Genomic DNA, 26,900 nt, shown 5'->3' on the forward strand with positions numbered 1-26,900 from the left:
TGCAATGGGTGCCGCGAGCACCCAGAAGCCCGGTGAATGCGCTCAGCTCAGTGGATCTCGTCCACCAGCACGTCCAGCGACCACGGCCTGCCGGCCCGTCCCGGCGCCTCCGCCTCCACCACGTACCCCAACTCCCGCAGCACCTCGACCAGTTCGGCAGGGCTTTCCGGCGCGGCGCCGGCCGACAGCAGGCTGCGTACGATCCGCCCCTTGGTCGCCTTGTTGAAGTGGCTGACCACCTTCCGGGTCGGCGCGTGCAGCACCCGTACCGACGCCGTGCGGCCCGCGACCTCGCCCTTCGGCTTCCAGGCCGCCGCGTACGCCGAGGAGCGCAGATCCAGCACCAGGCCGTCGCCGGCCGCCTCGGGCAGCACCTCGGCCATCGGCGCTCGCCAGTGCCCGGCCAGCGCGCCGAGCCCCGGCAGCTTCACGCCCATCGGGCAGCGGTAGGAGGGGATGCGGTCGGTCACCCGCACCGCGCCCCACAGCCCGGAGAACACCAGCAGCGAGTCCGCCGCGCGCTCCCGGGCCGCCGCGTCCAGTGTGGCCAGGCCCAGGGCGTCGTAGAGGACACCGGTGTAGATCTCCCCGGCGGGGCGGGCGGCGGCCGTGGGCAGGCCCGCGTTCTTCGCGACCTCGCCGCGCAGCCCCTCGCTCAGCCCGAGCACCTCCCGCGCCTTCTCCTCGTCGCCGCTGCACAGCTCGACCAGCTCGGTGAGCACGGCCTCCCGCGCGGCGGTCAGCCCCGGCAGGGACAGCGACCGAAGCTCCAGCGGGGCGCCCTCGCCTCCGTTCGCCTTGCCTTCCGAGGGCGGCAGCAGGACCAGCACCACATACTCCTCACGTAGACCTCCGCGACAGGGTACGGCGTACCGCCGACGGGCCCTCGCGCGGAGATCCGCTGGGAGACAGCCGGTTTCCCCTTGGACGCGGCATGGAAGCGAGGGCTGAAGGCGTTGCACCCTTGGCCGGAAGCCGGGGTTTGCGCGACGAGGCCGGCAGGTGCGAGCCGCGGGGCGGGAGGGGTGACGGGTGATGACCGAACAGGCGCTGTGGACGCGCGCTCGGCTGGGCCCTGGCGGACCCCCGCTGGACCTCCTGACGGCCGACTTCCGCCGGCACACCTACGCCCCGCACGCCCACGACGAGTACACGATCGGCGTCTGCGTGGGCGGCACCGAGGTGATCGACTACCGGGGCGGCCGCATCCGCACCGGCCCCGGCACCATCGTCGTACTCGATCCGGGCGAGATGCACACCGGCGGCCCCGGCAACGCCACCGACGGCTACGCCTACCGCGCCCTGTACGCCGAGCCGTCCCTCCTGGCCGACGGCACCCTCGGCGGCCTCCCGCACTTCCGCGAGCCCCTCCTCGACGACCCGGAGCTGGCTGCCGCGCTGCACCGCGCCCACACCCGGCTGAGCGCCTGCCCCGACCCGCTGGAGGCGGAGTCCGTCCTGCCCTGGCTGCTGACGGCCCTGGCCCGCCGCCACTCCACGGCCAGGTCCGCGCCGGACGAGATCCCCGGCGCGGGCGCCATCGCCCTGACGGTCCGCGACCGCCTCGCCGACGACCTCACGGCACCGCCCCCGCTGGCCGGCCTCGCCGCCGAGCTGGGCCTGTCCCGCTACCAACTCCTGCGCGCCTTCCGTACGACGATGGGCATACCGCCGTACGCCTGGCTGGCCCAGTACCGGGTGAACCGGGCCCGGACCCTGCTGGAGGCCGGTCTGCGCCCGGCGGAGGTCGCGGGTCTGGTGGGCTTCGCCGACCAGGCGCATCTGACCCGCTGGTTCCGCCGGGTGCTGGGGGTGACGCCGGCGGCGTACCGGACGAGCGTGACGTCGGCGGCGTACCGCAACAGCGTTCAAGACATCCCCTGACCGGGCGGCCGAAACTCACCGTATGACTGCACGCGGCTGGTTTCTGTTCTCCCTGATGGGAGTGGTCTGGGGCGTCCCCTATCTGATGATCAAGGTGGCGGTGGACGAGGTGTCCCCGCCGGTGGTCGTGTTCACGCGCTGCGCGCTCGGCGCGGTCCTGCTGCTCCCGTTCGCCCTGCGCCAGGGCGGCCTGCCCCGGACCGTGCGCGCCCACTGGCGGCCCATGCTGGCCTTCGCGTGCCTGGAGATCATGATCCCCTGGTTCACCCTCACCGACGCCGAACGGCATCTGTCCAGTTCGACGTCGGGCCTGCTGATCGCGGGGGTGCCGATCGTGGGCCTGATCGTGGCCCGGCTGCTGGGCGACACGGAACACCTCGGAGCGCGCCGCCTGACGGGCCTGGCCCTCGGCCTGTCCGGCGTGACGGTCCTGACCCTGCCCCATCTGACCGGCGGCGACGCCCGCTCGCTGGCCGAGGTGCTGGTGACGGTGGTGGGCTACGCGACGGCCCCCGCGATAGCCGCGCGCCACATGAAGGACGTCCCGTCCCTGCACCTCACCTCGGCCTGCCTGACCCTGGCGGCGCTGGTCTACGCCCTGCCGGCGACGCTGACCTGGCCGTCCTCCGCCCCCTCGTCCTCCGCCTTCGTGGCCCTCGCCGGCCTCGGCGTGCTCTGCACCGCGGTGGCGTTCGTGGCGTTCCTGGAGCTGATCAAGGAGGCGGGCCCGACGCGGGCGACGGTGATCACGTACGTCAACCCGGCGGTGGCGGTGGCGGCGGGCGCCTTCTTCCTCTCCGAACGGCTGACGCCCACGGTCCTGGCGGCCTTCGCCCTGATCCTGACGGGCTCGGTCCTGGCCACGGCCGCCGCCGGCCCGCGCCGCTCCCGGCGCCCGGTACCATGGTCGACACGGCAGACGAGCCGGGCGGACGGCCGCGTGGAGTCCCCCTAGGGGGCTTCCCGAGGAACGTCCGGGCTCCACAGGGCAGGGTGGTGGCTAACGGCCACCCGGGGTGACCCGCGGGACAGTGCCACAGAAAGCAGACCGCCGGGGGCCTCGGCCCTCGGTAAGGGTGAAACGGTGGTGTAAGAGACCACCAGTGCCCAGGGTGACCTGGGCAGCTAGGTAAACCCCACCCGGAGCAAGGTCAAAAGGGAGCACCTCGGTGCTCCTGCGCGGACGATCGAGGGCTGCCCGCCCGAGTCCGCGGGTAGACCGCACGAGGCCGGCGGCAACGCCGGCCCTAGATGGATGGCCGTCGCCCCGGCGCCCGCGAGGGCACCGGGGAACAGAACCCGGCGTACAGCCCGACTCGTCTGCCGCTCTCCATTTCCCCAGGTCAGAGGCCATGTCTAGGAGCCTCACACCGGGGTCGGCACCCCCTCTCACTCCCCGGGGATCAACGGCCGTTCGCGCACCCGCTTGAGGTGGCCCTCGAACACCTCCCGTGCCTCGGGCGTCAGTGTGCGCAGGGCGACCAGGGCCGTGATCACCACGTCGCAGAGTTCCGCCTGCACGTCCTCCCACGTGTGGGTGACGCCCTTGCGGGGGTTCTGGCCGGTGGTGCCGATGATCGCCTCGGCCACCTCGCCGACCTCCTCGGAGAGCTTCAGGACGCGCAGGAGGAGGCCTTCCTGTCCGGCGTGCGTGCGGGTGGCCTCCAGGCGGGAGAAGAGGTCGTCGATCGTCGCCCAGAGGGCGGGGCCGGTGCCGGTGGTGTCCTGAGCGGTCATGCCGGGCAGCTTGCCATGGCCCCGGCCCGACGCCGTACCCCCTACTCCTCGAACAGCACCTCCTGCTCGCCCTCCCTCTTCGCCCGCAGTCGCTGGTTCCGGGCACCGATCACCAGGGCCGTGGCCGCCGCCGTGGCCCCGAGGGCCGCCGGGATCATCCAGCCGCGGTCGAAGACGTGGCCGAGGGCGTGGTCGAGGGAGAGGCGGCCGGGGCCGGTGACGGCGAGGCCGGCCGCCGCGAGGCCCAGGCTCGCCGCGTACTCGTAGCCGCCCTCCTGGGCGAAGAAGCCGTTGGGCATGTGGACCGTCGCCGCCCCGGCCATCGCACCGGCCGCCGCCGCGCCCGCCGCCGGGGTCGCGAGACCGAGGGCGAGGAGGGTGCCGCCGCCGGCTTCCGCGAGGCCCGCCGCCGTCGCGCTCGTCTTCCCCGGCGTGTAGCCGACGGACTCCATGAACTGGCCCGTGCCTTCCAGGCCGTGCCCGCCGAACCAGCCGAACAGTTTCTGCGCGCCATGCGCCGCCAGCACCCCGCCGGTGCCCAGCCGGAGCAGCAGCAGGCCAAGGTCACGGCGGTCGAGACAGGTCACGGCGACTCCCAGGTGATGACGTGCGGACATGTGATGACGTGCGGACACGCATGACGTGCGGAGGGGAGCAAGTGGGTTCCGCGTATCCACCGTCGCAGCTCTCACACCCTCCGGCCTGCAGGGAAGAGCGTTCGGGTGGCGGGGAGGGAGCACCGGTGTGAGCCTTGCGGCATGACGATTCAGCCAGCCAAGCTCAGCGATCCGGCCGTTCGGGCCTTCGTCAACGCGGTCAACTCCCATGACCGGGAGGGGTTCATGGCGCTGCTCGCGCCCGGGGCGACCATGTCCGACGACGGCTCCGACCGTGACCTCGCCGAGTGGATCGATCAGGAGATCTTCTCCTCCCACGGCCACATGGAGGTCGACAACGAGTCGGCCGGCGGCCGTACCCTCCTGGCCCGCTACCGCAACGACACCTGGGGCGAGATGCGCACCAAGTGGACCTTCACCGTCGAGGACGACGGGCGGATCTCGCGGTTCGAGACCGGGCAGGCGTAGGCCACCGGAGCCGGGGGGCTTGTGCTCGTGTGCGCTTCAACTCCTAGCGTCCTCGGGCATGGAGACCACAAGGACCTTGGGACGCAGTGGCATCGGCGTGAGCGCGCTCGGCTTCGGGTGCTGGGCCATCGGCGGGGAGTGGCAGGGCGCCGACGGGCAGCCGCTCGGGTGGGGGAAGGTGGACGACGAGGAGTCCGTACGGGCGATCCACCGCGCCCTCGACCTCGGCGTGACCTTCTTCGACACCGCCGACTGCTACGGCGCCGGGCACAGCGAGACCGTTCTCGGCCGCGCCCTCGGCACACGCCGTGACGACGTCGTGCTCGCCACCAAGTGGGGCAACCTCTTCGACCCGGACACCCGCACCGCCGACGGCCAGGACGACACGCCGGAGTACGTCCGCCGCGCCCTCACCGCCTCCCTGCGCCGCCTCGGCACCGACCACGTCGACCTGTACCAGTTCCATCTGGCCGATGCCGATCCGGGGCGCGCCGCCGAAGTCCGCGACGTGTGCGAGGAGTTGGTCGCCGAGGGGCTCATCCGCGGCTACGCCTGGAGCACCGACGACCCCGACCGCGCCGCCGTCTTCGCCGAGGGCCCGCACTGCACGGCCGTACAGCACACCCTGAACGTCCTGCAGGACGCGCCGGGTCTCCTGGGGCTGTGCGAGCGGGCGGATCTCGGCAGCGTCAACCGCGGTCCCCTCGCCATGGGGCTGCTGGCCGGCAGGCGGCAGGCCCCCCTGGAGGCGGGGGACATCCGCAGCAGGCCGCCCGTCTGGCTGCAGGGGTTCGGGGACGGTTCCGGGGCCGATCCGCGCTGGACGACCCGGGTCGACGCCCTGCGCGACGTCCTCACCAGCGGCGGTCGCACCCTCGCCCAGGGCGCCCTGGCCTGGATCTGGGCCCGCAGCCCGCGCACGGTGCCGATCCCGGGCTTCCGCTCGGTGGCGCAGGCCGAGCAGAACGCGGGCGCGTTGGAGAAGGGACCGCTCACCGCCGGGCAACTGGCCGAGATCGACCGCATCCTCGGCAGGTGAGCGGCCCCGGGTCCAGCGCGCGGCCACCAGCCGGGGAGGAACCTTTCGGCCATCCTCGGTGAGGGATGCGCGGGGCCGGGAAGGGAGTTGGCTCATAGGACTTTCATAAGGTGGCAAATTCCGGCGGCGGCACGGGGATCCTGTGCGGTTTCCGCTGCTGGGCGCGGTGTACCGTCCCCAGGTGCGCGAATGCTCCCGGCTCAGCCGGCGTGCCGTCCTCGGACTGACGGCCGCCGCCCTTCCCGTGTCCATGACCACCCCGGCCTCCGCCGCCGAGTCCACCGTCATCGGCGGCGAGCAACTGGCCCGCGCCGGTGTCCAGGTGCGGGGTGCCTCCGGGCTGCCCGAGAAGCTCAGCGCCCGCTCCTGGCTGATCGCCGACTGCGCGAGCGGCGAGGTGCTCGCCTCGTTCAACGCGCACCGGCGCCTCGCGCCCGCGTCCACGCTGAAGATGCTGTTCGCGGACACCGTGCTGAGCAGGTTCGACCGCGCCGAGCGGTACACCGTGAAGGACTCCGACGTCGCCGACGTCCCGTTCGGCTCCAGCCTGGTCGGCATCAAGCCCGGCATCACCTACACCGTCGAGCAGCTGTGGCAGGGCGTGTTCCTGCGCTCCGGCAACGACGCCGTGCACGTCCTCGCCCACATGAACGGCGGCATCGCCAAGACGGTCGCCGAGATGCAGGCCAAGGCCCGGGATCTGCAGGCCCTCGACACCCAGGTGGTCAGCCCCGACGGCTTCGACCACCCGGGCCAGATCTCCTCGGCGTACGACCTCACGCTGTTCGCCCGCCACGGCCTGAAGGACGCCGACTTCCGCGGCTACTGCGGCACGAGGACCGCGGACTTCCCGGCGGGCGGCAAGAAGACCTTCCAGATCCAGAACACCGACCGCCTGCTGACCGGGGCGTGGGGCCTGAAGTCGTACGACGGCCTGATCGGCGTCAAGAACGGCTACACCAGCCACGCCGGCAACACCTTCACCGGCGCCGCCACCCGCGGCGGGCGCACCCTGCTGGTCACCGTGATGCACCCGGCCACCGGCAGCAACGCCGTCTACGAGCAGACCGCCGCGCTGCTCGACTGGGGCTTCGGGCGCGGGCGTTCGGCGCAGCCGGTGGGCGTGCTGGTGGAACCGCTCAGCGAGGGCGGGGCGGAGGCGAGTCCGTCACCGGCGGCCGGCAAGGGGGCCCCGGCGGCGGCCGGGGCGGCGGGCGCGGGCGCCCGCGGCCCGTCGACCGGGCGGCTGGTGGAGGGCGCGGCCGGTACGGCGCTGCTGCTGGCGGCGGCGGGTGCGTGGGCCGTACGGCGGCGGCGCAGGGCGGTCGCGGCGGCCGGGGCCGTCGAGGCGCCGGAGCTTCCGGAGGCGGTCGAGGGGGACGCGGAGCCGGGCGGCAGGCACCGGCGCTGACAGTGTTCGGCGGCCGTTCCACCGGCCGGTGTGCACCTCGCGTCCCGTCGCGAGGCCCACCCCCAACTCCGGCCCGGTGGAACGGCAGCCGCTTCCCCCCTCGGTGTGGCCGAGACGCGACCGCGTGAGCGGCCGCGGAATCCATGTGCCCCAACTGTGAAGCTCTTGTGGAGGAATGTGAGCATACGGGCTCGACGGGCCGCAATGCCGCGGATGTTCACATTCCGCTTGTGTGGAAACGCCCGGTGACGGCGCGACGGGTTCCTCAGCCCCGCCCGATGTACGGCATCGCCGTCGCCAGCACCGTCGCGAACTGCACGTTCGCCTCCAGCGGCAGCTCGGCCATGTGCCGTACGGTGCGCGCCACATCGGCCACGTCCATCACCGGCTCCGGGACCACGTCGCCGTTCGCCTGCAGCGCGCCGGTCCGCATCGGGGCCGTCATGTCGGTCGCCGCGTTGCCGATGTCGATCTGCCCGACCGCGATGCGGTACGGCCGCCCGTCCAGCGACAGCGACTTGGTCAGGCCGGTCAGGGCGTGCTTGGTCGCGGTGTAGGCGACCGAGTGCGGGCGGGGCGTGTGGGCGGAGATGGAGCCGTTGTTGATGATCCGGCCGCCCTGCGGGTCCTGCTCCTTCATGCGCCGGTACGCCGCCTGCGCGCACAGGAACGCGCCGTTGAGGTTGGTGTCCACCACGTGCCGCCAGGCGTCGTACGGCAACTCCTCGACCGGGACCCCGCCGGGCCCGAACGTCCCCGCGTTGTTGAACAGCAGGTCCACCCGGCCGAAGCGGTCCACCGTCGCCGTGAACAGCGTGTCCACGTCCTCGGGCCGGGACACGTCCGTACGCACGGCGAGCGCGTCGCCCTCCGGGACCAGCGCCGCCGTCTCCTCGAGCGTCCCGGTGCGCCGCCCGGCCAGGACCACCGACCACCCGCCCCGCAGCAGCTCCACGGCCACGGCCCGCCCGATCCCGGACCCGGCCCCGGTCACCACCGCGATCTTCGATTGCCTGTCAGTCATGGCACCGCAGCGTAGGCGGAGAGTCCGCGATGCGGAATGCCGTGTCCGCCATACGGTTGTTCGGTGATGGGGGCCCGCCCCGGACACCGCGTCACACGGCCACCGTCATCTCCTCGCCCGGGTACCGCACCCCGATCCGCTCCCGGACCGCGTCCAGGGTCCGCATGACCGCGAGGGAGCCCTCCAGCGGTACCAGGGGGGACTCCTTCTCGCCCGCTCGCAGGGCCCGCATCACCTCGGCCGCCTCGTGGCGCAGGGTGGTGCGCGGGCCGTCCGCGGGGTCGGCGGTGAACTCCTCGGGGCCGTGGCCCTCGCGGTGCAGCACGAACCGCTCCGGGTGGAAGAAGCCCGACGGCACGTCGATCCGGCCGCGCGAACCGGTCACCGAGGCCGTGCCGCCCGTACCGCCGACGATCGAGCAGTGCAGCGACGCCATCGCCCCGCTCTCCCAGGACAGCACCGCTCCGGTCTGCAGATCGACGCCCTCCGGAGACAGCAGCGCGCTCGCCGCGACCGCGTCCGGCTCACCCAGCAGCAGCTGCGCGAACGACACCGGATACACACCGAGGTCCAGCAGCGCCCCGCCGCCCAGTGCCGGATCCCGCAGCCGGTGCGCGGGCGGGAAGGGGCCGGCGAGCCCGAAGTCGGCCTGGACGGTGCGCACGTCGCCGATCGCCCCGTCGTCCACCAGCGCCTTCAGCCGCCGGACCAGCGGATTGCAGTACATCCACATCGCCTCCATCAGGAAGCGGTCGTGCTCGCGGGCCAGCGCGACGAGTTCCTCCGTCTCGCGCAGGTTCAGCGTGAACGGCTTCTCGCACAGCACGTTCCGCCCCGCCTGAAGGCACAGCCCGGCCGCCGCCCGGTGCGCCACGTGCGGAGTGGCCACGTACACGACATCGATGTCGGGGTCCGCGGCCAGCGACTCCCAGTCGCCGTACGCCCGCGCCGCCCCGAACCGCTCGGCGAACGCGCGGGCCGACTCCGCCCGCCGCGAGGCCACCGCCGCGATCTCCGCGTCCGGCAGATCCACGAGGTCCGCCGCGAACGCCGCCGCGATCCCGCCCGTCGCCAGGATCCCCCAGCGCACCTTCTCCATCGCCCCACCCTCGCTCGTGTGTGCCCCGGCACTCTGTACGAGCTGAGAGCATAGGTGCCGTCCGCGTCAGAAGGGCACGGACGGGCACGGACGGCCACGACAGGGGAGGGGCGGATGCACGAGCAGGCGGCGGCGTCGACACCGAAGGCACGGTCCGCACCGGCTCCCGTCCGGCCGCCCGCCGCGACCCGCCGCACCGGCGTCCTCGTCACCCTCGTCCTCGGCGGCCTCACCGCCACGCCCCCGCTCGCGATGGACATGTACCTCCCCTCCCTGCCGGAGGTCACCCGGTCCCTGCACGCACCGGCCGCCACGGTCGAACTCACCCTCACCGCCTGCCTGCTGGGCATGGCCCTCGGGCAGCTCGTCGTCGGCCCGATGAGCGACCGCTGGGGCCGCCGCCGTCCGCTCCTGGCCGGCCTCGCCGTCTACCTCCTCGCGACCGCCCTGTGCGCCTTCGCGCCGAACGTGGAGACCCTGGTCGCCTTCCGGCTGGCCCAGGGCCTCGCGGGCGCCGCCGGGATCGTCATCGCCCGGGCCGTCGTACGCGACCTGTACGACGGCGTGGCCATGGCCCGCTTCTTCTCCACCCTGATGCTGATCTCCGGGGTCGCGCCGATCGTGGCGCCGCTGATCGGCGGTCAGATCCTGCGGGTGACGGACTGGCGGGGCGTGTTCCTGGTGCTCACCGTCGTCGGCGCGCTGCTGGGCGCCCTGGTCTGGCTGCGGCTCCCCGAGACCCTGCAGCCCGCGGAACGCCACGGCGGGGGAGTGGGCGACGCGCTGCGCTCGATGCGCGCCCTGCTCGCCGACCTGCCGTTCACCGGCTACACGCTGGCCGGCAGCTTCGCCTTCGCCGCCCTGTTCGCCTACATCGCGGCGTCCCCCTTCGTCGTCCAGGAGATCTACGGCGCCTCCGCGCAGACCTTCAGCCTGCTGTTCGGCCTCAACTCGGTCGGACTCGTGGCCGCCGGGCAGATCAACGGCAAGGTGCTGGTCGGCCGCGTCAGCCTGGACAAGGTGCTCGCCACCGGCCTCACCGTGATCGTGCTCGCCGCGACCGCCCTGCTGCTGATGGCCACCGGCGCCCTCGGCGACACGGGCCTGGTCCCCGTCGCCGCCGCCCTCTTCGTCCTGATGTCCGCCATGGGCATCACCCTCCCCAACACCCAGTCCCTCGCCCTGCTGCGCACCCGGCACGCCGCCGGCTCCGCCTCCGCACTGCTCGGCACCTCCTCCTTCCTCGTCGGAGCGGTCGCCTCACCGCTCGTCGGCGTCGCCGGAGAGCACACCGCCGTCCCCATGGCGGTGGTCCAACTGGTGGGAGCACTGGTCGCGGCGGCCTGCTTCGTGGGAATGTGCCGTCCCTGGAACGCACGCGGGAACGGCCGTGCGGGTTCGGAGGGAGACGAGAACTGAGCGCACCGAGACTGCGCGCCGACACACCGGAACGGGCCGGGCTCGACCCCGTGCACCTCGGGCACCTGGTCGGCGAGGTGCACGCCCTGACCGCCGGCGACCGCCCCTGGGCGGCCGGCGCCGTCGTGCTGGCCGGGCGCGGCCCCGTGATCGCCGTGGCCGAGGCCGCGGGCTGGGCCGTCCGCTACGCGGCGTACGACCCCGAGACCGACACCGGTGTCGAACTGCCGCCCGCCGCCCGGGTCCCGGCCACCGTCGACACGCCCTTCGACCTGGCCTCCCTCACCAAGCTGTTCACCTCCGTCGCCGCCGTGCAGCAGATCGAGCGCGGCACCCTCGGCATGGACGCCCGGATCGGCGACTACCTGCCCGACTTCCACGCCGTGGCCGCCCACGGCATCACCGTGCGCCAACTGCTCACCCACACCTCCGGGCTGCGCCCCGAGCTGCCTCTGTACGACTGCCCCGACGACGCCTCCCGCCTCTCCCTGCTGCGCGCCGAGGCCCCCGTCGGCGAACCCGGCCGGTACCTGTACTCCGACCTGAACATGCTCCTGCTGCAGGCCGTGCTGGAGCGCGTCACCGGCCGCACCCTCGACGTCCTGATCGCGGACGGCATCACCCGCCCGCTCGGCATGACGGCGACCGCCTTCGGGCCCTGCCCCGGCGCGGCCGCCACCGAGGACCAGCGGCGGCCCTGGGCCAAGGCGGACCGCGGGATGCTGCGGGGCGTCGTCCACGACGAGAACGCCTTCGCGCTCGGCGGCGTCGCCGGCCACGCGGGCCTGTTCTCCACCGCGCGCGACCTGGCCGTCTTCTGCCGCGCCCTGCTCGCCGGCGGCTCCTACGGCCCCGCCCGCATCCTCGGCCCCGACTTCGTCGAGCTGCTGCTCACCCCGCCGGGGCTGGGCTTCGCCGTGGACCAGCCCCGGTTCATGGGCGAACTGGCCGGCCACGGGGCGGCGGGCCACACCGGCTTCACCGGCACGTCCCTGGTCGTGGACCCGCACACGGACACGTTCCTGGTCCTGCTGGCCAACACGGTCCACCCACGACGCAGACCACCGGACAGCGACCCGAGAGCGAGACTGGCGACCCATCTGGCACGGGCGGTGATCTGAGGGGCCGGCACGGGTGGTGAACTGAGGGCTCCGACAAGGGTGGCGACCAGGGTCCGGCCCGGGCGGTGATCCGAGAGTCCGGCACGGGTGGTGATCGGAGGGCTCGGCCAGGGCGGTGAACTGGGGCTGGCAAGGGTGGGGGCTGAGGCTCCGGCAAGGGTGGCGATCCGGGTCCGGCCCGTGGGGTGATGCGAGAGTCCGGGACGGGCGGTGACTGAGGCTGCCGCCTGGGCGGTCACCGAGGCTTTGGCCAGGGCGGTGACCGAGGCTCCGGCCAGGGCGGTGATCGGAGGGCTCCGGCAGGGCGGCGATCCGAGGGCCCGGCCAGGACGGTGACCGAGGCTCCGGCCCGTGCGGTGATGTGAAGTCCGGCACGGGCGGTGACCGAGGCTCCGGCCAGGGCGGCGGCTAGAGTCCGGCCCGTGCGGTGATGTGAAGTCCGGCACGGGCGGTGACCGCTTTGGCAGGGCGGTGATCCGGAGGGGCTGGCAAGGGTGGGGGCTGAGACTCCGGCAAGGATGGCGGTCAGGGTCCGGCCCGTGCGGTGATGTGAGAGTCCGGCACGGGCGGTGACCGAGGCTCCGGCCAGGGCGGCGATCCGAGGGCCCCGCCAGGGCGGTGATCGGAGGCTCCGGCCAGGGCGGCGATCCGAGGGCCCCGCCAGGGCGGTGATCGGAGGCGGCGATCTGAGGGCCCGGCCCGGGCGGCGATCGGGGCGCTCCGGCAGGGCGGTGATCGGAGGGCTCCGTCAGGGCGGCGATGCCAAAGCCCGGCCAGGGCGGCGATCCCAGCGCCTGACCAAGGCGGCGATCCGAGGGCCCCGCCAGGGCGGTGACCGAGGCTCCGGCGAGGGTGGCGGTTACGGGGCAGCCCATGCGGTGATGCGAGAGTCCGGTACGGGCGGTGACCGAGGCTCCGGCCAGGGCGGTGATCGGAGCGCTCCGGCAGGGCGGCGATCCGAGGGCCCGGCCAGGACGGTGAGCGAGGCTCCGGTCAGAGCGGTGACCGAGGCTCCGGCAAGGGCGTCGCTCCCCGGTCCGTCTTAGAATCGCCGGGTGAACGACCCCGTACCCCCGGCGGAAGCCCTGCGTGGGAGCCTTGCCGAGTTGCTTGACGGACTTCCGCCCCGGCAGGCCGCCGGTGCGGTGGAGCGGCTCATCGCCCACTACCGGGGCGACACCCCCACCCACACCCCGATCCTGCGCGACCGCGCCGACGTCGCCGCGTACGCGGCCTACCGCATGCCCGCCACTTTCGAGGCGGTCCACGCCGCGCTGGAGGCGTGCGCGGCGGCCCTGCCCGGCTGGACGCCCGGCAGCCACACCGACGTCGGCGGCGGCACCGGCGCCGCCACCTGGGCCGTCACCGCAGCCTGGCCCGGCGAGCGCGGCGTCACCGTGCTGGACTGGGCCGAGCCCGCCCTCGCCCTCGGCCGGGAGATCGCCGCCGCCAACCCCGACCTGCGCGCCGCCCGCTGGCAGCGCGCCCGGATCGGCGCGGACCTCACCCTGGATGCCACCGATCTCGTCACGGTGTCGTACGTCCTCAACGAACTCTCCGAGCCCGACCGCGCCGCCCTCGTCGACGCCGCCGCGGCCGCCGCGCGGACCGTGGTCATCGTGGAGGCCGGCACCCCCGCCGGCTACGCCCGCGTCATCGAGGCCCGCGACCGCCTGATATCCGCCGGGCTACGGGTCGTCGCACCCTGCCCGCACAGCGCCGCCTGCCCCATCGAGCCCGGCCGCGACTGGTGCCACTTCTCCGCCCGGGTGGCCCGCTCCTCCCTGCACCGCCAGGTCAAGGGCGGCACCCTGCCCTACGAGGACGAGAAGTTCTCGTACGTCGCCGCCACCCGCCTGCCCGCCGCGCCCGCCCCCTCCCGGGTGGTCCGGCGCCCGCAGATCCGCAAGGGCCAGGTGCTCCTGGACCTGTGCGAGGCCGATGAACGGCTGGCCCGTACGACGGTCACCAAGCGCCACGGCGACCTGTACAAAGCGGCCCGCGACGCCGAGTGGGGAGACGCCTGGCCGCCGCGGGGCCCGCGGCAGGAGCCGCCCGCGTAGCCGCCCCCCGGATGCCCGCGGTCCCCCCGAAGCACATGAAGATGGGACGATAGGGCACACTGTCCGCACACCAGCGAGGCGAGGGGATAGATGAGCGCGACGTTCGGCGGCCGGTCCGGCCGGCAGGGCAAACTCTCCCGGTGGCTGCGTGGACGCCGCCCGAAGGAGGCCGCCGGCGACGGCGGCCGTGAGACCCTGCTGCTCGCCGCCGCCGCGGCGGGACTGCCGCTCGCCCCCGCCGCGCACCCCGCCCCCGGCTACCGATGTTCCTGCGACCGCGTCGGCTGTCCCACCCCGGCCCGGCACCCCGTGTCGTTCGCCTGGCAGACCCAGTCCACCACCGACCGCGCCCAGATCGAGCGCTGGGCCCGGCACCAGCCGGACGCCAACTTCATCACCGCGACCGGCATGGTGCACGACGTCCTCGACGTCCCCCTCGAGCCCGGCCGGGAGGCGCTGGAGCGGCTGCTCGGCTCCGGCGTCGAGGTGGGTCCCGTCGCCGAGAGCGACGACGGCCGCTTGCTGTTCTTCACCCTCACCCGCGGCACCCCCGAGGACGAGGACGAGTGGTGGCCGTGCGAGCTGGACTGCCACCCCGAGACCATGGACGAGCACCCGGGGCTGCGCTGGCACTGCCGGGGGTCGTACGTGCTGGTGCCGCCGGCCCGGCTGCCGGGGGACGAGCGGCGGGTGCGGTGGGTGCGGGGACCGGAGCACGCGCTGCCGGATCCCCTCAGCCTGCTCGAAGTGCTCACCGACGCGTGTTCGCGGTATGCCGGGGCCGATCACCAGGGCGCTGCCTGGCCACTGCGGCACTGACCTCAGGGCGCCCTCACTCGCCCTGTGCGGCAGTGAGCCCCGGCACCCTGCCCACGACCGAGACCTTGCCGCTGCCCGCCGGGTCGACGGCGGCCTCCGCCGAGATGAACTCCAGGGTCAGGGACTGCTTCACCTCGCCCTCGGTCAGCGCCTGGACGTCCTTGTTCGGGACCGGCACGGTGGTGCCGGCGGCGGCCGTCTGCTTCTCATAGTGGTGGGTGGTGAAGAACACCAGCGCCCCGCCGTCCGCCGTGCGCAGCGCCAGCGGCGCGTAGTCGCCGGCCGTCAGCGGCCGGTCGATGAACTGCGTGACCAGGCCCGGCTTGCGGGCCCGCTTGGTCCGGTTGGCGCGTTCGACGCTGGTGTACGTGCCGGCGGCGAAGGCCGTGCCGCCCTTCTTCAGGTACGCCGCGTAGTCCGCGCTCAGCTTCCCGGGCGCGACGGCCAGTTGCCCGGAGCCGGCCGGCACCGCCTGGGCCCAGCCGTCCTTGTCCGTCGTGAACTCCGGTACGGCGCCGGGCGCCACCAGGGTGACGTACGCCACCCGCCAGCGCTGCCCGAGGTCGCCCCGGGTGAACACCATCAGCCAGCGCGCCTTGCCGGTCTTGTTGGCCCGGGCGTCGGCGAGGAACCAGCGCGGCCAGCCGGCCTTCTTGGGGATGGTGATCTTGACGTCCGACAGTTTCAGCGGCACGTGGGCGGGGTTGCCGGAGGGGCTGTTGGCGTGGCCCGCCTTCAGGCGCGCGGCGGTGATGTCGCCGAACGGGCCGGTGAGATAGGGCGCGTCCAGGGAGTTGTCGTAGGCCTTGTCGGCCTTGTTGTACGCGGCCGTGAACGCGGTGACCGCCTTGGCGGCCTCGGCGCGGGTGGCGGTGGGGAGCACCTCGCGCTCCCCGTGCACCACCACGCATCCGCTCGTCGTCAGCGACAAAGCGGTCAGCGAGGCCGCTATGAGGGCGTACCTCTCACGCCTGCGGAGCCTGCGCGGGCTGCGATCCCTGCTCATCGGGTCCCTTCACCTTCCCCTTTCCGGAGGCGAACCCTACCGGGGCGAGGAAGACCGCGAGCGTCGGGACCAGGTACAGCAGCCACACCGTGACCTGGAGGACGGTCGGGTCGGGCTGGAAGTTGAACACGCCCTTCAGGAGCGTGCCGTACCAGCTGTCGGGCGGGATGGTGCCGCTGATGTCGAAGGCCAGGTGCGTCAGGCCGGGCAGCCAGTCCGCCTCCTGCAGGTCGTGGAAGCCGTACGCCAGCACCCCCGCCGCGACCACGACCAGCATGCCGCCGGTCCAGGTGAAGAACTTCGCCAGGTTGATGCGCAGCGCGCCCCGGTAGAACAGCCAGCCCAGCAGGACGGCCGTGGCGAGGCCCAGGGCCACGCCGATCAGGGGGCGCGGGGTGCCGTCGGAGGCCGCGTGCACCGACGCCCACACGAACAGCGCGGTCTCCAGGCCCTCCCGGCCGACGGCCAGGAAGGCGGTGGCGACCAGCGCGCCGGTGCCCACGGCGAGGGCCGCGTCCAGCTTGCCGTGCAGTTCGGACTTCAGGTGCCGGGCGGTGCGCCGCATCCAGAACACCATCCAGGTCACCAGCCCCACGGCGAGGACCGACAGCGAGCCGCCGAGCGCCTCCTGCGCCTCGAACGTCAGCTCCTGCGAGCCGAATTCGAGGGCGCAGCCGAAGCCCATCGCGATGGCGATCGCGATGCCGATGCCGGTCCAGATCGGCCTCAGGGCGTCCCTGCGGCCGGTCTTGACGAGGTAGGCGATCAGGATGCAGACGACCAGCGACGCCTCGAGACCCTCGCGCAGGCCGATCAGGTAGTTGGAGAACACGGTCTAGGCCTCCTTCGAGAACAGCGTGCGGCCCCACCAGTCGCCGGAGTCCCGGACGCCGGGCGGTATCGCGAAGACCGCCGAACCCACGTGCTGGATGTATTCGTTGAGCGCGTCGTGCGCGGACAGCTTGCGCTGCAGCGGGATGAACCCGTGGCGCACGTCCCGCTGGTAGGCGAGGAAGAACAGGCCGGCGTCGAGGCGGCCGAGGCCGTCGGTGCCGTCCGTGAAGGAGTAGCCGCGGCGCAGGATGGTGATCCCGCCGTTGGCGTCCGGGTGCGCGAGCCGTACGTGCGCGGTCGGCTTCATCGCCTTCAGGAACGGCGCGTCGTGCTCCTTGGCCCGGCCGACCGGAGCGCCCTCGCGCTTGTCCCGCCCGAACACGTCCTCCTGCTCCTGGAGCGACGTACGGTCCCAGGTCTCGATGTTCATCCGGATGCGCCGGGCGACGAGGTACGACCCGCCGGTCATCCAGTCGGGACCGTCCCCGGCCCCGACCCACACGTGCTCGTCCAGCCGGTCGGTCTCGGTGCCGGCGATGTTGCGGGTGCCGTCCTTGAACCCGAAGAGGTTGCGCGGGGTCTGGGCGTCCGGGGTGGTCGAGGAGGTCTTGCCGAAGCCGAGCTGGGACCAGCGCACGGCGACCTTGCCGAAGCCGATGCGGGCGAGGTTGCGGATGGCGTGCACGGCGACCTGCGGGTCGTCCGCGCAGGCCTGGATGCACAGGTCACCGCCGGTGCGGGCCTTGTCCAGGTTGTCGCCGGGGAACGCGGGCAGGTCGACCAGGGCCTCGGGCCGCCGGCCGTGCAGGCCGAACCGGTCGAAGAGCGACGGCCCGAAGCCGATCGTCAGCGTCAGCCGGGACGGCTTGAGGCCCATCGCCTCGCCGGTGTCGTCCGGCGGCGCCTCAGCGAGCCCGCCGAAGGCGCCTTCGCCGACCGGCCTGCCCGCGGTCATCCGCCGGGCCGCCGCCGTCCAGTCCTTGAGCATCCGCACGAACGCGTCGCGGTCGTCGGTCTTCACGTCGAACGCGGCGAAGTGCAGCCGGTCCTGCACCGGGGTGGCGATGCCGGCCTGGTGGGCGCCGTGGAACTGCACCGCGCCGCCCGCGTCGGCGGCCGGGTCGATGTCGTCGCCGGCCCTGGTCATCGCCACGGCCCCGCCGGCCGCGGCGGCCCCGAGCGCGAGTCCGGCGCCGCCCCAGCCGATCAGCGCGCGCCGCGACGGATTGCTGCCGCCCGTCTCCGTCATGGTCACTTCACCACCGCGGCGGCGAGCTTGGACAGCGGCTCGGCGAGCGCGTTCACCGCGTCCGACAGCTCCTTGCGCTGGTCCTCGGTGACCTTGTCGTAGGAGACGAAGGCGTAACCGGCCTTGTCCGTACGGTACTTGTCGAGGAGCGCGTTCAGCGCGGTGAACTGCTTGTCGAGTTCCCCGGTCAGCTCGGGGTCGTTCTTCTGCGCGACCGGCTTCAGCAGCTCGTACGCCTTCTGGGCGCCCTCGACGTTGCCCTTGAAGTCGACGAGGTCGGTGTGCGCGTAGCGGTCCTCCTCGCCGGTGACCTTGCCGGTGGCGACCTCGTCCAGCAGCTCCTTGGCGCCGTTGGCCATGGAGGTCGGGGTGATCCCGGCCTTGCCGACCCGCTTCTGCCAGTCCTTCAGGTCGGTCACCAACTGGCCGGCGAGCGCCTTCTCCTCGGCACCTACCTTCTTGTCCTTCCACAGGGCCTTCTCCAGCCGGTGCCAGCCGGTCCACTTCTGGCCGTCCTCCAGGCCGTCCTCGCGCACGTCGACCTTGGGGTCGATGTCACCGAAGGACTCGGCGACCGGCTCGGTGCGCTCCCAGCCGAGGCGGGAGAGGGCGTAGGCCTTCTTCGCGGCGTCCAGGTCGCCGGAGTTGACCGCCTTGGCGAAGGCCTCGGCCCGCGGCAGCGTCTGGTCGGCCTGGTCCTGGGCGTACCTGCGGTACCGGGCGACGGCCGTGTCGAGCCGCGGGTCCCGCTTCGCGGCCGTACCGGCCCCGGTGACGGTGAGCTTCTGCCGGACGCCGTGGCCCTTCATGCCGGGCCGGCAGGCTATCTCGTACGACCCGGCCTTCACCTCGGCGGTCAGCGTGTACTTGGTGCCCGGCCCGATGTTCTCCTTCTCGGAGACGATCCGGTCGTCCGGGAACAGGATCTCGACCTCGGTGGCCTTGGCGCCCTTGTTCTCGATCCTCAGCGTGACCTGCCCGGCCGGCACCGACTTCGCGGAGGTCTCACAGCTGGAGTCGGCCGCGGTGACCCGAACGGCGTCGCCGTCCTCGGCGTCGCTCTTCGCGGTGCAGGCCGTGAGGGCGGTCAGAGCGGCCACGGTCGTGGCAGCGGCGACGGTCGGTCGGACGGCTCGCATGCGGGCTCCCGGCAGAATCTGGTTTGGTGAGGCTGCCCTAACTTACCTGAGGCTTACCTTGCTCATGCCCTCGGGGGCAGTGATCCGGGTCTCACAGTGGTTCGCGGGAGGCGGGCCGGCGGTGGCAGGGTGGCCCGCATGGGGAACGCGCGCAGGGAACTGCTGGGGGCCGGCCGCGTCGTGCTGGACATCGAGGACCGGCCGGGGCCGCCGCCGCTCCGCTTCGAGACCACCGGGGACGGAGATCTCACGGTGCTCCGGCAGGGGGAGCACGCTGTGCTGCTCGGCGCGCTCACCGGCGACGGCTGCTGCCGTGACCTGCACCTGCACCGCCTCGACGGCTACCGGTCCCCGCTGCCGCCGATCGAGTCCGCGCTGATGCGCTCGGAGGTCGACTGGGTCCACCGGTACGCCCGTTGGCTGGAAGAGTCCGGCCTGGACCCGCTGTACGACGGCCGCTGGAAGCTGTCGCCGCGCACCGCCTTCGAGCCGGCCGTCTGGACGGTCGACCTCGTCCGTGACTGGCCCGGCGGGCTGCTGGAGCTGTACTGCGGCGGAGGCTGGCACGGCGTCCTGCCGCTGCGCAGGCTCTCCGCCCCCGACGCCGGTCGCGTGAAGGCCTACCGCAAACACGTCCGCGACGGCACCCTCGCCCCCGTCCTGCTGTGGTGGGTGCCGCGCTACGACGGCTGGCTGATCCTCGACGGCCACGACCGCGCCGTGGCCGCGCTGGCGGAGGGCCGGACCCCGCAGTGCGTCGTCCTGACCCGGCTGCGCGACGAGGAGCTGTGGCGCCGGGACGCCGAGAGGATGACCGAGGAGCTCCGACAGCACAGGGTGCGGCTCGCCGCCCACCCCGCCTCGCCCGGGACCGAGCGGCACCGGGCGGCCATGGAGCAGGGGTACGGCGACGCGCTGGCCGAGCTGCCGTACGACCCCTCGGGCATCAGTACCTGGCCGCTGCCCGGCAGTGCCCCCGCCTGGGACGCGCTTGCGCGGGCCGCGGTGTTTCAATTCCCCCGTGACTGACTACGACGTACTCCGCGTCTTCTGCGGCCCGGACGGCGGTTACGGCAACGAACTCGGTGTCGTCCGCGACGGCTCGGTGCTGCCCGAGCGGAGCGGCCGGCAGGAGCTGGCGGCCAAGCTCGGCTTCAGCGAGACCGTGTTCGTGGACGACCCCGAGCGCGGCGTGATCGACATCTACACGCCCACCCTGCGCCTGCCCTTCGCCGGTCACCCCTGCGTCGGCACCGCCTGGCTGCTCGACGTGCCCGAACTGGTCACGCCCGCCGGGGTCGTCGGCGCCCGGCTGGACGGCGAGTTCAGCTGGATCGAGGCCCGCGCGGAGTGGGTGCCGCCGCGCACCCTGCGGCAGTACGGCACGGCGGCCGAGGTCGACGCCCTCGACGTGCCGCCGCCGGGGGAGTGGACGTACGCCTGGGCCTGGGAGGACGAGGCGGCCGGCCGGATCCGCGCCCGCGCCTTCCCCGGCCGGAACGACGGCATCGACGAGGACGAGGCCACCGGTGCCGCCGCCCTCCTCCTCACCGACAGGCTCGGCCGCGCCCTGAACATCACCCAGGGCAAGGGCTCCCAGATCCTGACGGCGCCGCAGCCGCACGGCTGGGTGGAGGTGGGGGGCCGGGTGTACCTGGAGCACTGACCGGCCGTCCGCGGGCGCACACCGCGCGCTGCGGCTCAGTCGGAAGCCGGTGCCTCGTCGCGCTGTACGACCATCATGGCCGTGTCGTCGTGGAGCGCGTCGCCCGCGTAGGCGCGCAGGTCGGCGACGATCTCGCGCAGCAGGGGGCGCGGTGCGTGATCGGACCACTTGGCGAGGCGTTCGGCGAGAGGGTAGAAGTCGCCCTGGTCGTCGCGGGTCTCGGTGACACCGTCGGTGTAGAGCAGGATCCGGTCCCCTTCGTGGAAGGGGAAGGTCGTCGCCGTGTACGGGGTGTCGGACATCGAGCCCAGGCCGAGCGGCGGGGCGGTCTCGGTCACGCAGAGCGGCGTGGCGGTGCCGGCCGCGTGGGACAGCAGCAGGGGCGGCGGATGGCCGCAGCTGATCACGTGGGCCACGGGCTGGTCGTCCGGGATGTCCAGCACCACCGCGGTCACGAAACGCTCCTCGGTGTCCGGGTCGGTGCCCGAGAACTCGGTGAGGCCCCAGTGGACGGCGTCCTCCACGTAGGCCACCAGCTCCGGCAGCGGAACCGGCCGGTGGGCGGCGGCGCGGAAGGCGCCCAGCACGATGGCCGTGTCGCTGATCGAGGCCAGGCCCTTGCCGCGGACGTCTCCGATGACCAGGCGCGTGGAGTCGGCGGTCCGCGCCGCGGCGTAGAGATCACCGCCTATGTAGGTGTCGGCCTCGGAGCTGTGGTACTCGCCGGCCAGGGTCAGCGGTCCGGCGCGCGTCGGGAGCGGACGCATGACGACACGCTGTGCGGTGTCGGAGACCATGCGCGCCCTGAGCAGTTCCCGCGCGCGCCGGTCCCGCAGCAGCGTGAAGGCGACGAGCAGCGTGCTGAGCGCCACCAGCGAGACCAGCTCGACCAGCACGTTCTCGGTGCTCAGCATGTGTCTCTCCACCCCGGCGGTGATCAGTGCGAGCACCGCGAGCGCGCCGACCAGGGCCGTGGGTCTGGGGCCGTAGCCCATGGCGGTCACCGCGGTCGCCACGACCAGGAGATGCGCGAGGTGGATGTCCGGCGGCAGGAACGCGTCGGCGACGGGGATGGCGACGACCAGGAGCACCGGGACGGCCAGCCAGGGGAAGCGGGGTGATGCCGGAGCCCACACACGCGGGACCCACGTGGCTGATGTCTTCGTCGTCGCAGCGCTCACGCCGATGGGAACGCTGCGAACATAACCCTTATTTCCGGATTGCTGTGACCGCATACCGCTAGGCGCTCAGCGCGAACTCGTCGCCCAGTGCCCGGAAGACCGCCGTGTTGAGATCGAACGCCCTCCTGCACTCGGCCACCACCCGCCGGCGCTCCAGCTCGTCCGCCCGGATGCCGTCCAGCAGCTCCCGGTAGCCCCGCTTGAACGCGGCCGGGTTGGCGACGCCCTCGAAGACGTAGAAGCGGACGCCGTCGCCCTTCCTCGCGAAACCCCAGGTCTTCTCCGCGCGGTCGCGGATGACCTGCCCGCCGGAAAGGTCGCCCAGGTAGCGGGTGTAGTGGTGGGCGACATAGCCGGCGGGCCAGTGCTCGGCGCAGGCGCGGACCCGGTCCGCGTACGCGCGCGTGGCGGGTGCGGCGCTCAGGCCCGCCCGCCAGTCCGGACCCCGCAGATGCGCCAGGTCCCGCTCCAGCGCCGCCAGCCGGAACAGCTCGGGCCGGATGAACGGCCCCGCCACCGGGTCCGCCGCCAGCCGCTCGGCGCCGCTCTCCAGGGCCTCGTACACGAACCACAGCTGCTCGGTGTAGCGCGCGTACGCCGCCACGCCCAGCCGGCCGCCGAGCAGGGCGCTCATGAACGCCGAGGTCTGCGCCGCCGCGTGCTGCTCGTGGGAAGCGGTGCGGATGAGGGTCGAGAAGGACTCCATGGGGCCGCCTCCGAGCCTTTTGCCGACAAGCTGTCGGTAAAAGTGTACGAGAGAAAGCCCGCCCTCGCAGAGGGCGGGCGACACGGGCGTGGCGACCTGGCGCTACGGCAGGGTCAGGATGTCCGCGCCGGTCTCCGTCACCACCAGCGTGTGCTCGAACTGCGCCGTCCGCTTGCGGTCCTTCGTCACCACCGTCCAGCCGTCGTCCCACATGTCGTACTCGTGGGTGCCCAGCGTCAGCATCGGCTCGATCGTGAAGGTCATGCCCGGCCGCATGACCGTCGTCGCGTGCGGGCTGTCGTAGTGCGGGATGATCAGGCCCGAGTGGAACGCCGTGCTGATGCCGTGCCCGGTGAAGTCGCGGACGACCCCGTAGCCGAAGCGCTTGGCGTAGGACTCGATGACCCGGCCGATGACGTTGATCTGCCGCCCCGGCCTGACCGCCTTGATCGCGCGGTCGAGGGCCTCCCGGGTCCGCTCCACCAGTAGCCGGGACTCCTCGTCCACGTCGCCGACCAGATAGGTGGCGTTGTTGTCGCCGTGCACCCCGCCGATGTACGCGGTGACGTCCAGGTTGACGATGTCGCCGTCCCTGAGGACCGTCGAGTCCGGGATGCCGTGGCAGATGACCTCGTTGACCGAGGTGCACAGCGACTTCGGGAAGCCGCGGTAGCCGAGCGTGGAGGGGTAGGCGCCGTGGTCGCACATGTACTCGTGGGCGACCTTGTCCAGCTGGTCCGTGGTGACCCCCGGCGCGATGATCTTCGCGGCCTCCTCCATCGCCCGCGCGGCGATACGGCCGGCGATCCGCATCGCCTCGATGGTCTGAGGGGTCTGCACCTCCGGCCCGGTGTACGGCGCCGGCGCGGGCTTGCCGACGTACTCGGGGCGGCGGATGTTTCCGGGGACCGAACGGGTGGGGGACAGCTCCCCTGGTACGAGCAGCGACTGGCCAGACATGTCAGCGAGTCTATCCAGCGGGCGTGGGGGAATATGTCGATGGCGAGAGGAGCTGTCCATGCCCCTGTTCAAGAAGCGCACCGTCGGCAAGCCCGGTGAGTGGTACTACTGCCTGGAGCACAAGAAGGTCGAGGAGGGCCCGGAGTGCCCGGCCAAGGACCGCTTCGGGCCGTACGCCTCCCCCGAGGAGGCCCGGCGGGCCATGGAGACCGCCGCCGAGCGCAACCTCCAGTGGGAGAACGACCCCCGCTGGCACGACGCGCCGGCGGGCGGCAGCGGCGACGAGGAGTGATCACACCTCGGTCGGCACGGCGGCGGCGCGGCGCTCGCGCATCCGCAGCGCGTGCTCGTTGGTCCGGGCGTCGTACGTCATGAGCCCCGGCAGGCAGAGCGCGAGCAGGCCCACGGCGCCCGCGCACGCCAGCCCGCCGGAGACGACGGAGGTCCGCACGCCCGCCCAGGCCGCCATGCCGCCCGCCCGGACCTGGCCGAGCTGCGGGCCGACCGAGTAGGACAGCAGCTCGATCCCGGCGAGCCGGCCGCGCAGCTCGTCCGGGATCGTCTGGTTCCACATGGCCGACCGGAAGATCCCGCTGACCATGTCGAAGCCGCCGCCGGCGGTCAGGAACAGCAGGACCAGCCAGACGTTCCCGCAGAGTCCGGCCGCCGCGACCGCCAGGCCCCAGCCGGCGGCCGACAGCACCACCATCAGCCCGTGCCGGTGGATCCGCGACGCCCAGCCGCCGGTCAGGCTCACCAGCATCGCCCCGGCCGGGACGGCGGCGTACATCAGGCCCAGCGCCCAGGCGGCGTGCAGCTCGTCGGCGAGGAACGGCAGCACCGCGAGTGGCATGGCCAGGAACATCGCCGCGAGGTCGACGACGTAGGTGCCGAGGAGTTCCCTGCGGCCCCAGGCGTAGCGGGCGCCCTCCAGGATCGCGCCGAGCGAGGGCTTCGACGTCTCGTGGGAGGCGGGGGAGGGGGCGATCCGGACCATGTACGCCAGCGACACGGCGAACGTCAGCAGGTCGGCGGCGTACGCCCAGCCGAGACCGGCGTAAGCGACGACCACGCCCGCGACGGCCGGGCCCGCCACGCCGCCGACGGTCCAGCGCAGGGAGTTCAGCGAGGCCGCGGCGGGCATGTCGTCGTGCGCGACGATCCGGGGCCACAGCGAGTCCAGTGCCGGGCGCTGGACGGACACCAGGGCGGAGGACAGGGCGGCGACCGCGTACAGCGGCCAGACCGCGGGGTGCGGGAGCAGGGCGTTGAGCAGCAGGGCGGCGCTCAGCAGGCCCTGGCCGGCCTCCGTCCACACGATGAGCCCGCGCTTGTCGAGCGCGTCGGCGAGGGCGCCGCCGTACAGGCCGCACACGATGAGCGGCAGCAGCTCCGCGGCGCCGATCGCCCCGACCGCCGCGGTCGACTCCGTCAGGTCCTTCAGCTGGACCGGGAGCGCAACGAAGGTGAGAAAGCTGCCGAAGTTGCTGATCAGTCCCGACTTCCAGAGCCGGCGGAAATCCGCGGAGGCCTTCCAGGGGGAGAGGTCGGGAAGGAGGGTGCGCGTCACTCCAGGGATGCTCGGCCAGGCGGGACCACCGGGCAACTGTTTTTGCCGGACCCCACCGGGCACACGTCACCAGGGCACAGGCGGCGGTGCCGTCAAGATCTCCGCCAGCCTCGACAAACGGTCACGGAAGCCCCGCCGAACCCTCGGAGAGCACCCGTTCTCGCCGGCCGCCGCGCTGACCAGGTGCTGCACCGTGTCCAGGTCCAGCTCCGCGCCCTCCGGCACGGTCAGCGTGTCGTGGGCCATCGCCGCGAGGTCGCCGTCCCCCGCGCCGAGGGCCAGCACGGTCACCCCGGCCCGCCGGGCCGCGTGCACCCGCTCGAGCAGCGGCGCGGGCTCAGAGGGGGCCACGACCAGCAGCGTCTCGCCCCGCCGTGCCGCCTCGATGCGCCCGGGCCCGACGGCCAGGTGTGCGGGGTCGCAGGGGCGGGCGTGGTGCCGTACCAGGGTGGGAGCCAGCTCAGGCGTCCCGGACCACGCGGCCTCGTCCACCAGGTGCGCCGCCAGATGCCACGGCTCGTACTCCGGCGTGCCCACCAGCAGCAGTCCGCCCCCGTGCGCCACCACCGACCCGCGCAGCACGCCCGCGAATCTCCGGGTGGCCCCCAGCCACTCGGTTCCGGCGAGCACTTCCCGCAGCAGCGCGACCCGTACGGCGTCCATGCGCCCGCATCCTGCCGCAACACGGCACTCGTGACCCTAAGTTCACCCGGAATTCGCCCGCTCCGGGGACATGCACCGGTCACCGTGCGAACACCGCTCGCCCCCCCGATTCCGAGGAGCCGCCCCATGACCGACGTCACCGTCCCCTTCCGCGCCGGACAGGAGGGCTACGCGAGCTTCCGGATCCCGGCGGTCGTGCGCACCGCCGGCGGCACGCTCCTCGCCTTCTGCGAGGGCCGCGTCGACTCCGCCGCCGACCACGGGCACATCGAGATCGTGCTCAAGCGGTCCACGGACGGCGGCCGCGGCTGGGGACCGCTCCAGGCCGTCGCGCGCAACGGCGCGGACCTCGCCGGCAACCCGGCCCCCGTCGTCCTCGGCACCGGCCGGATCCTGCTCGTGCACGTCCGGGCCGCCGCCACCGCCACCGAGGCCGCCATCCTGCGCGGCGAGGTCGACGACGCCGACGGGCGGCGGGTGTGGGTCCAGCACAGCGACGACGACGGCGTCACCTGGTCCGCGCCCAGGGAGATCACCGCGCAGGTGAAGAAGCCCGGCTGGCGCTGGTACGCCACCACCCCCGGCCACGGCATCCAGCTCGGCGGCGGGCGGGTCCTCGTCCCCGGCAACCACACCGTGCCGCCCACCGGAACCGACACCGGCGCCGAGCCGCAGTACAACAGCGGCCACTGCCTGCTCAGCGACGACCGGGGGGAGTCCTGGTACCTGGGCTACCTGGACGAGAACACCGACGGGTACGTCAACGTCAACGAGACCACCGCCGCCGAACTCCCGGACGGCCGCGTCTACCTCAACACCCGCAACGACTCCCCCTCGCCCGGCAACCGCGCCGACGCCCACTCGCGGGACGGCGGCAGGACCCTGGTCAAGCCGTTCCGCCCGCAGGCCGGCCTGACCGCGCCCGTCTGCCAGGCCTCCGTCCTGCAGCTCCGCGACCCCGACCTGCTGCTGTACTCCGGCCCGGCCGACCCCGCCCAGCGCGCCCTGATGTCGATCCGGGCCTCCGCCGACGGCGGCACCACCTGGCGCACGGCGTTCACCGCCGACGGGCTGCCCGCCGCCTACTCCGACCTGGTCCGCGTGGACGCGGACACCGTCGGACTCCTCTACGAGACCGGCGACTTCGGCGCCTACGAGACGATCACCTTCCGCCGGGTCCCCGTGCGCCGGCTGACCTGAGCCGTGCCGTGTCCGTCACGGACGT

Annotated in this window: 26 protein-coding genes, 1 other RNA gene and 1 pseudogene; 14 read left to right on the forward strand and 14 right to left on the reverse strand. The window is 73.2% G+C overall.

Annotation, left to right across the window (positions count from 1 at the left end; genetic code table 11):
* Positions 1-47: 47 nt before the first annotated feature.
* Positions 48-830, reverse strand: a complete 783-nt coding sequence (gene yaaA, locus AB0950_RS05480; protein WP_366777857.1) for a peroxide stress protein YaaA — start codon at positions 828-830, stop codon at positions 48-50.
* Positions 831-1,035: 205 nt separating this feature from the next.
* Between yaaA and AB0950_RS05485 the strand changes: the two genes are divergently transcribed.
* From AB0950_RS05485 to rnpB, 3 genes and pseudogenes are all read left to right on the forward strand, one after another.
* Entirely contained in the window at positions 1,036-1,884 is an 849-nt protein-coding gene (locus AB0950_RS05485) for an AraC family transcriptional regulator (RefSeq protein ID WP_360143732.1), read from the forward strand.
* A gap of 85 nt (positions 1,885-1,969) precedes the next feature.
* A pseudogene (locus AB0950_RS05490) lies at positions 1,970-2,686 on the forward strand (DMT family transporter); the annotation flags it as partial.
* 118 nt (positions 2,687-2,804) lie between these two features.
* An RNA gene (rnpB, locus tag AB0950_RS05495) (RNase P RNA component class A) lies at positions 2,805-3,207 on the forward strand.
* A 66-nt stretch (positions 3,208-3,273) separates the two neighbouring features.
* On the opposite strand, the gene AB0950_RS05500 is transcribed toward rnpB, so the two are convergent.
* Entirely contained in the window at positions 3,274-3,621 is a 348-nt protein-coding gene (locus AB0950_RS05500; protein ID WP_360143729.1) for a MazG-like family protein, read from the reverse strand.
* A gap of 41 nt (positions 3,622-3,662) precedes the next feature.
* Positions 3,663-4,208: a DoxX family membrane protein gene (locus AB0950_RS05505; protein ID WP_366777859.1), complete on the reverse strand. Its 546-nt coding sequence runs from the start codon at positions 4,206-4,208 to the stop codon at positions 3,663-3,665.
* A gap of 171 nt (positions 4,209-4,379) precedes the next feature.
* Here AB0950_RS05505 and AB0950_RS05510 point away from each other — a divergent pair, with 171 nt between their 5' ends.
* From AB0950_RS05510 to AB0950_RS05520, 3 genes are all read left to right on the forward strand, one after another.
* Positions 4,380-4,706 carry a nuclear transport factor 2 family protein gene (locus AB0950_RS05510; protein ID WP_360143723.1) on the forward strand — a complete coding sequence of 109 codons (327 nt, stop codon included), beginning with the start codon at positions 4,380-4,382 and terminating at the stop codon, positions 4,704-4,706.
* Between the two features lie 58 nt (positions 4,707-4,764).
* Positions 4,765-5,745 carry an aldo/keto reductase gene (locus AB0950_RS05515; RefSeq protein ID WP_366777861.1) on the forward strand — a complete coding sequence of 327 codons (981 nt, stop codon included), beginning with the start codon at positions 4,765-4,767 and terminating at the stop codon, positions 5,743-5,745.
* Between the two features lie 181 nt (positions 5,746-5,926).
* A complete protein-coding gene (locus AB0950_RS05520; protein ID WP_360143717.1) occupies positions 5,927-7,156 on the forward strand; it encodes a serine hydrolase in 1,230 nt (409 codons plus the stop codon).
* 265 nt (positions 7,157-7,421) lie between these two features.
* On the opposite strand, the gene AB0950_RS05525 is transcribed toward AB0950_RS05520, so the two are convergent.
* Both AB0950_RS05525 and AB0950_RS05530 read right to left on the reverse strand, forming a co-directional pair.
* Positions 7,422-8,180, reverse strand: a complete 759-nt coding sequence (locus tag AB0950_RS05525) for an SDR family oxidoreductase (RefSeq protein WP_366777863.1) — start codon at positions 8,178-8,180, stop codon at positions 7,422-7,424.
* A gap of 91 nt (positions 8,181-8,271) precedes the next feature.
* The gene (locus AB0950_RS05530) at positions 8,272-9,279 is read right to left on the reverse strand and encodes a Gfo/Idh/MocA family oxidoreductase (RefSeq protein WP_366777864.1); all 1,008 of its coding nucleotides are present in this window, start codon (positions 9,277-9,279) and stop codon (positions 8,272-8,274) included.
* A gap of 114 nt (positions 9,280-9,393) precedes the next feature.
* Here AB0950_RS05530 and AB0950_RS05535 point away from each other — a divergent pair, with 114 nt between their 5' ends.
* The 4 genes from AB0950_RS05535 (at position 9,394) to AB0950_RS05550 (ending at position 14,701) form a co-directional block, all read left to right on the forward strand.
* Entirely contained in the window at positions 9,394-10,698 is a 1,305-nt protein-coding gene (locus tag AB0950_RS05535) for a multidrug effflux MFS transporter (protein WP_366777865.1), read from the forward strand.
* A complete protein-coding gene (locus tag AB0950_RS05540; protein ID WP_360571086.1) occupies positions 10,638-11,819 on the forward strand; it encodes a serine hydrolase domain-containing protein in 1,182 nt (393 codons plus the stop codon). The genes AB0950_RS05535 and AB0950_RS05540 overlap by 61 nt, the downstream gene beginning before the upstream one ends.
* 1,055 nt (positions 11,820-12,874) lie before the next feature.
* Positions 12,875-13,882: a small ribosomal subunit Rsm22 family protein gene (locus AB0950_RS05545; RefSeq protein ID WP_360143702.1), complete on the forward strand. Its 1,008-nt coding sequence runs from the start codon at positions 12,875-12,877 to the stop codon at positions 13,880-13,882.
* A gap of 90 nt (positions 13,883-13,972) precedes the next feature.
* Positions 13,973-14,701, forward strand: coding sequence for a bifunctional DNA primase/polymerase (locus tag AB0950_RS05550; protein ID WP_366777867.1), 729 nt, complete (start codon positions 13,973-13,975; stop codon positions 14,699-14,701).
* Between the two features lie 13 nt (positions 14,702-14,714).
* Here AB0950_RS05550 and AB0950_RS05555 read toward each other — a convergent pair whose 3' ends face one another.
* From AB0950_RS05555 to efeO, 4 genes are read right to left on the reverse strand one after another with little or no spacing between them, the layout of a single operon-like run.
* Complete coding sequence (locus tag AB0950_RS05555) at positions 14,715-15,707, reverse strand: hypothetical protein (RefSeq protein WP_360143696.1); 993 nt, start codon at positions 15,705-15,707, stop codon at positions 14,715-14,717.
* Positions 15,667-16,539: an iron uptake transporter permease EfeU gene (efeU, locus tag AB0950_RS05560; RefSeq protein WP_360143693.1), complete on the reverse strand. Its 873-nt coding sequence runs from the start codon at positions 16,537-16,539 to the stop codon at positions 15,667-15,669. Before efeU ends, AB0950_RS05555 begins: the two co-directional genes overlap by 41 nt.
* Before the next feature lie 3 nt (positions 16,540-16,542).
* A complete protein-coding gene (gene efeB, locus AB0950_RS05565; RefSeq protein ID WP_360571088.1) occupies positions 16,543-17,790 on the reverse strand; it encodes an iron uptake transporter deferrochelatase/peroxidase subunit in 1,248 nt (415 codons plus the stop codon).
* Between the two features lie 2 nt (positions 17,791-17,792).
* Complete coding sequence (gene efeO, locus AB0950_RS05570; RefSeq protein ID WP_360143687.1) at positions 17,793-18,929, reverse strand: iron uptake system protein EfeO; 1,137 nt, start codon at positions 18,927-18,929, stop codon at positions 17,793-17,795.
* Between the two features lie 138 nt (positions 18,930-19,067).
* On the opposite strand from efeO, the gene AB0950_RS05575 reads away from it, so the two are divergent.
* Together AB0950_RS05575 and AB0950_RS05580 are read left to right on the forward strand one after the other, a co-directional pair.
* The gene (locus AB0950_RS05575; RefSeq protein ID WP_366777868.1) at positions 19,068-19,958 is read left to right on the forward strand and encodes a hypothetical protein; all 891 of its coding nucleotides are present in this window, start codon (positions 19,068-19,070) and stop codon (positions 19,956-19,958) included.
* Complete coding sequence (locus AB0950_RS05580; protein ID WP_360143681.1) at positions 19,951-20,595, forward strand: PhzF family phenazine biosynthesis protein; 645 nt, start codon at positions 19,951-19,953, stop codon at positions 20,593-20,595. The genes AB0950_RS05575 and AB0950_RS05580 overlap by 8 nt, the downstream gene beginning before the upstream one ends.
* 35 nt (positions 20,596-20,630) lie before the next feature.
* Here AB0950_RS05580 and AB0950_RS05585 read toward each other — a convergent pair whose 3' ends face one another.
* The 3 genes from AB0950_RS05585 to map all read right to left on the reverse strand — a co-directional run bounded on the left by AB0950_RS05585 (position 20,631) and on the right by map (position 23,442).
* Complete coding sequence (locus tag AB0950_RS05585; protein ID WP_366777870.1) at positions 20,631-21,776, reverse strand: PP2C family protein-serine/threonine phosphatase; 1,146 nt, start codon at positions 21,774-21,776, stop codon at positions 20,631-20,633.
* Between the two features lie 58 nt (positions 21,777-21,834).
* Positions 21,835-22,482 carry a biliverdin-producing heme oxygenase gene (locus tag AB0950_RS05590; protein ID WP_360143675.1) on the reverse strand — a complete coding sequence of 216 codons (648 nt, stop codon included), beginning with the start codon at positions 22,480-22,482 and terminating at the stop codon, positions 21,835-21,837.
* A 102-nt stretch (positions 22,483-22,584) separates the two neighbouring features.
* Positions 22,585-23,442 carry a type I methionyl aminopeptidase gene (gene map / locus AB0950_RS05595; RefSeq protein WP_360143672.1) on the reverse strand — a complete coding sequence of 286 codons (858 nt, stop codon included), beginning with the start codon at positions 23,440-23,442 and terminating at the stop codon, positions 22,585-22,587.
* A gap of 58 nt (positions 23,443-23,500) precedes the next feature.
* Between map and AB0950_RS05600 the strand changes: the two genes are divergently transcribed.
* The gene (locus tag AB0950_RS05600) at positions 23,501-23,734 is read left to right on the forward strand and encodes a hypothetical protein (RefSeq protein WP_330340440.1); all 234 of its coding nucleotides are present in this window, start codon (positions 23,501-23,503) and stop codon (positions 23,732-23,734) included.
* Here the strand turns inward: AB0950_RS05600 and AB0950_RS05605 are convergent, their stop codons facing one another.
* The gene (locus tag AB0950_RS05605) at positions 23,735-25,012 is read right to left on the reverse strand and encodes an MFS transporter (RefSeq protein WP_366777871.1); all 1,278 of its coding nucleotides are present in this window, start codon (positions 25,010-25,012) and stop codon (positions 23,735-23,737) included.
* 66 nt (positions 25,013-25,078) lie between these two features.
* Positions 25,079-25,675 carry a hypothetical protein gene (locus AB0950_RS05610; protein ID WP_360143665.1) on the reverse strand — a complete coding sequence of 199 codons (597 nt, stop codon included), beginning with the start codon at positions 25,673-25,675 and terminating at the stop codon, positions 25,079-25,081.
* Between the two features lie 126 nt (positions 25,676-25,801).
* On the opposite strand from AB0950_RS05610, the gene AB0950_RS05615 reads away from it, so the two are divergent.
* Positions 25,802-26,875, forward strand: coding sequence for a sialidase family protein (locus tag AB0950_RS05615; protein ID WP_366777872.1), 1,074 nt, complete (start codon positions 25,802-25,804; stop codon positions 26,873-26,875).
* Positions 26,876-26,900: the final 25 nt, after the last annotated feature.

Origin of the sequence: Streptomyces sp. NPDC007189 (assembly GCF_040703635.1) — a bacterium.
Taxonomy (GTDB): Bacteria; Actinomycetota; Actinomycetes; order Streptomycetales; family Streptomycetaceae; genus Streptomyces.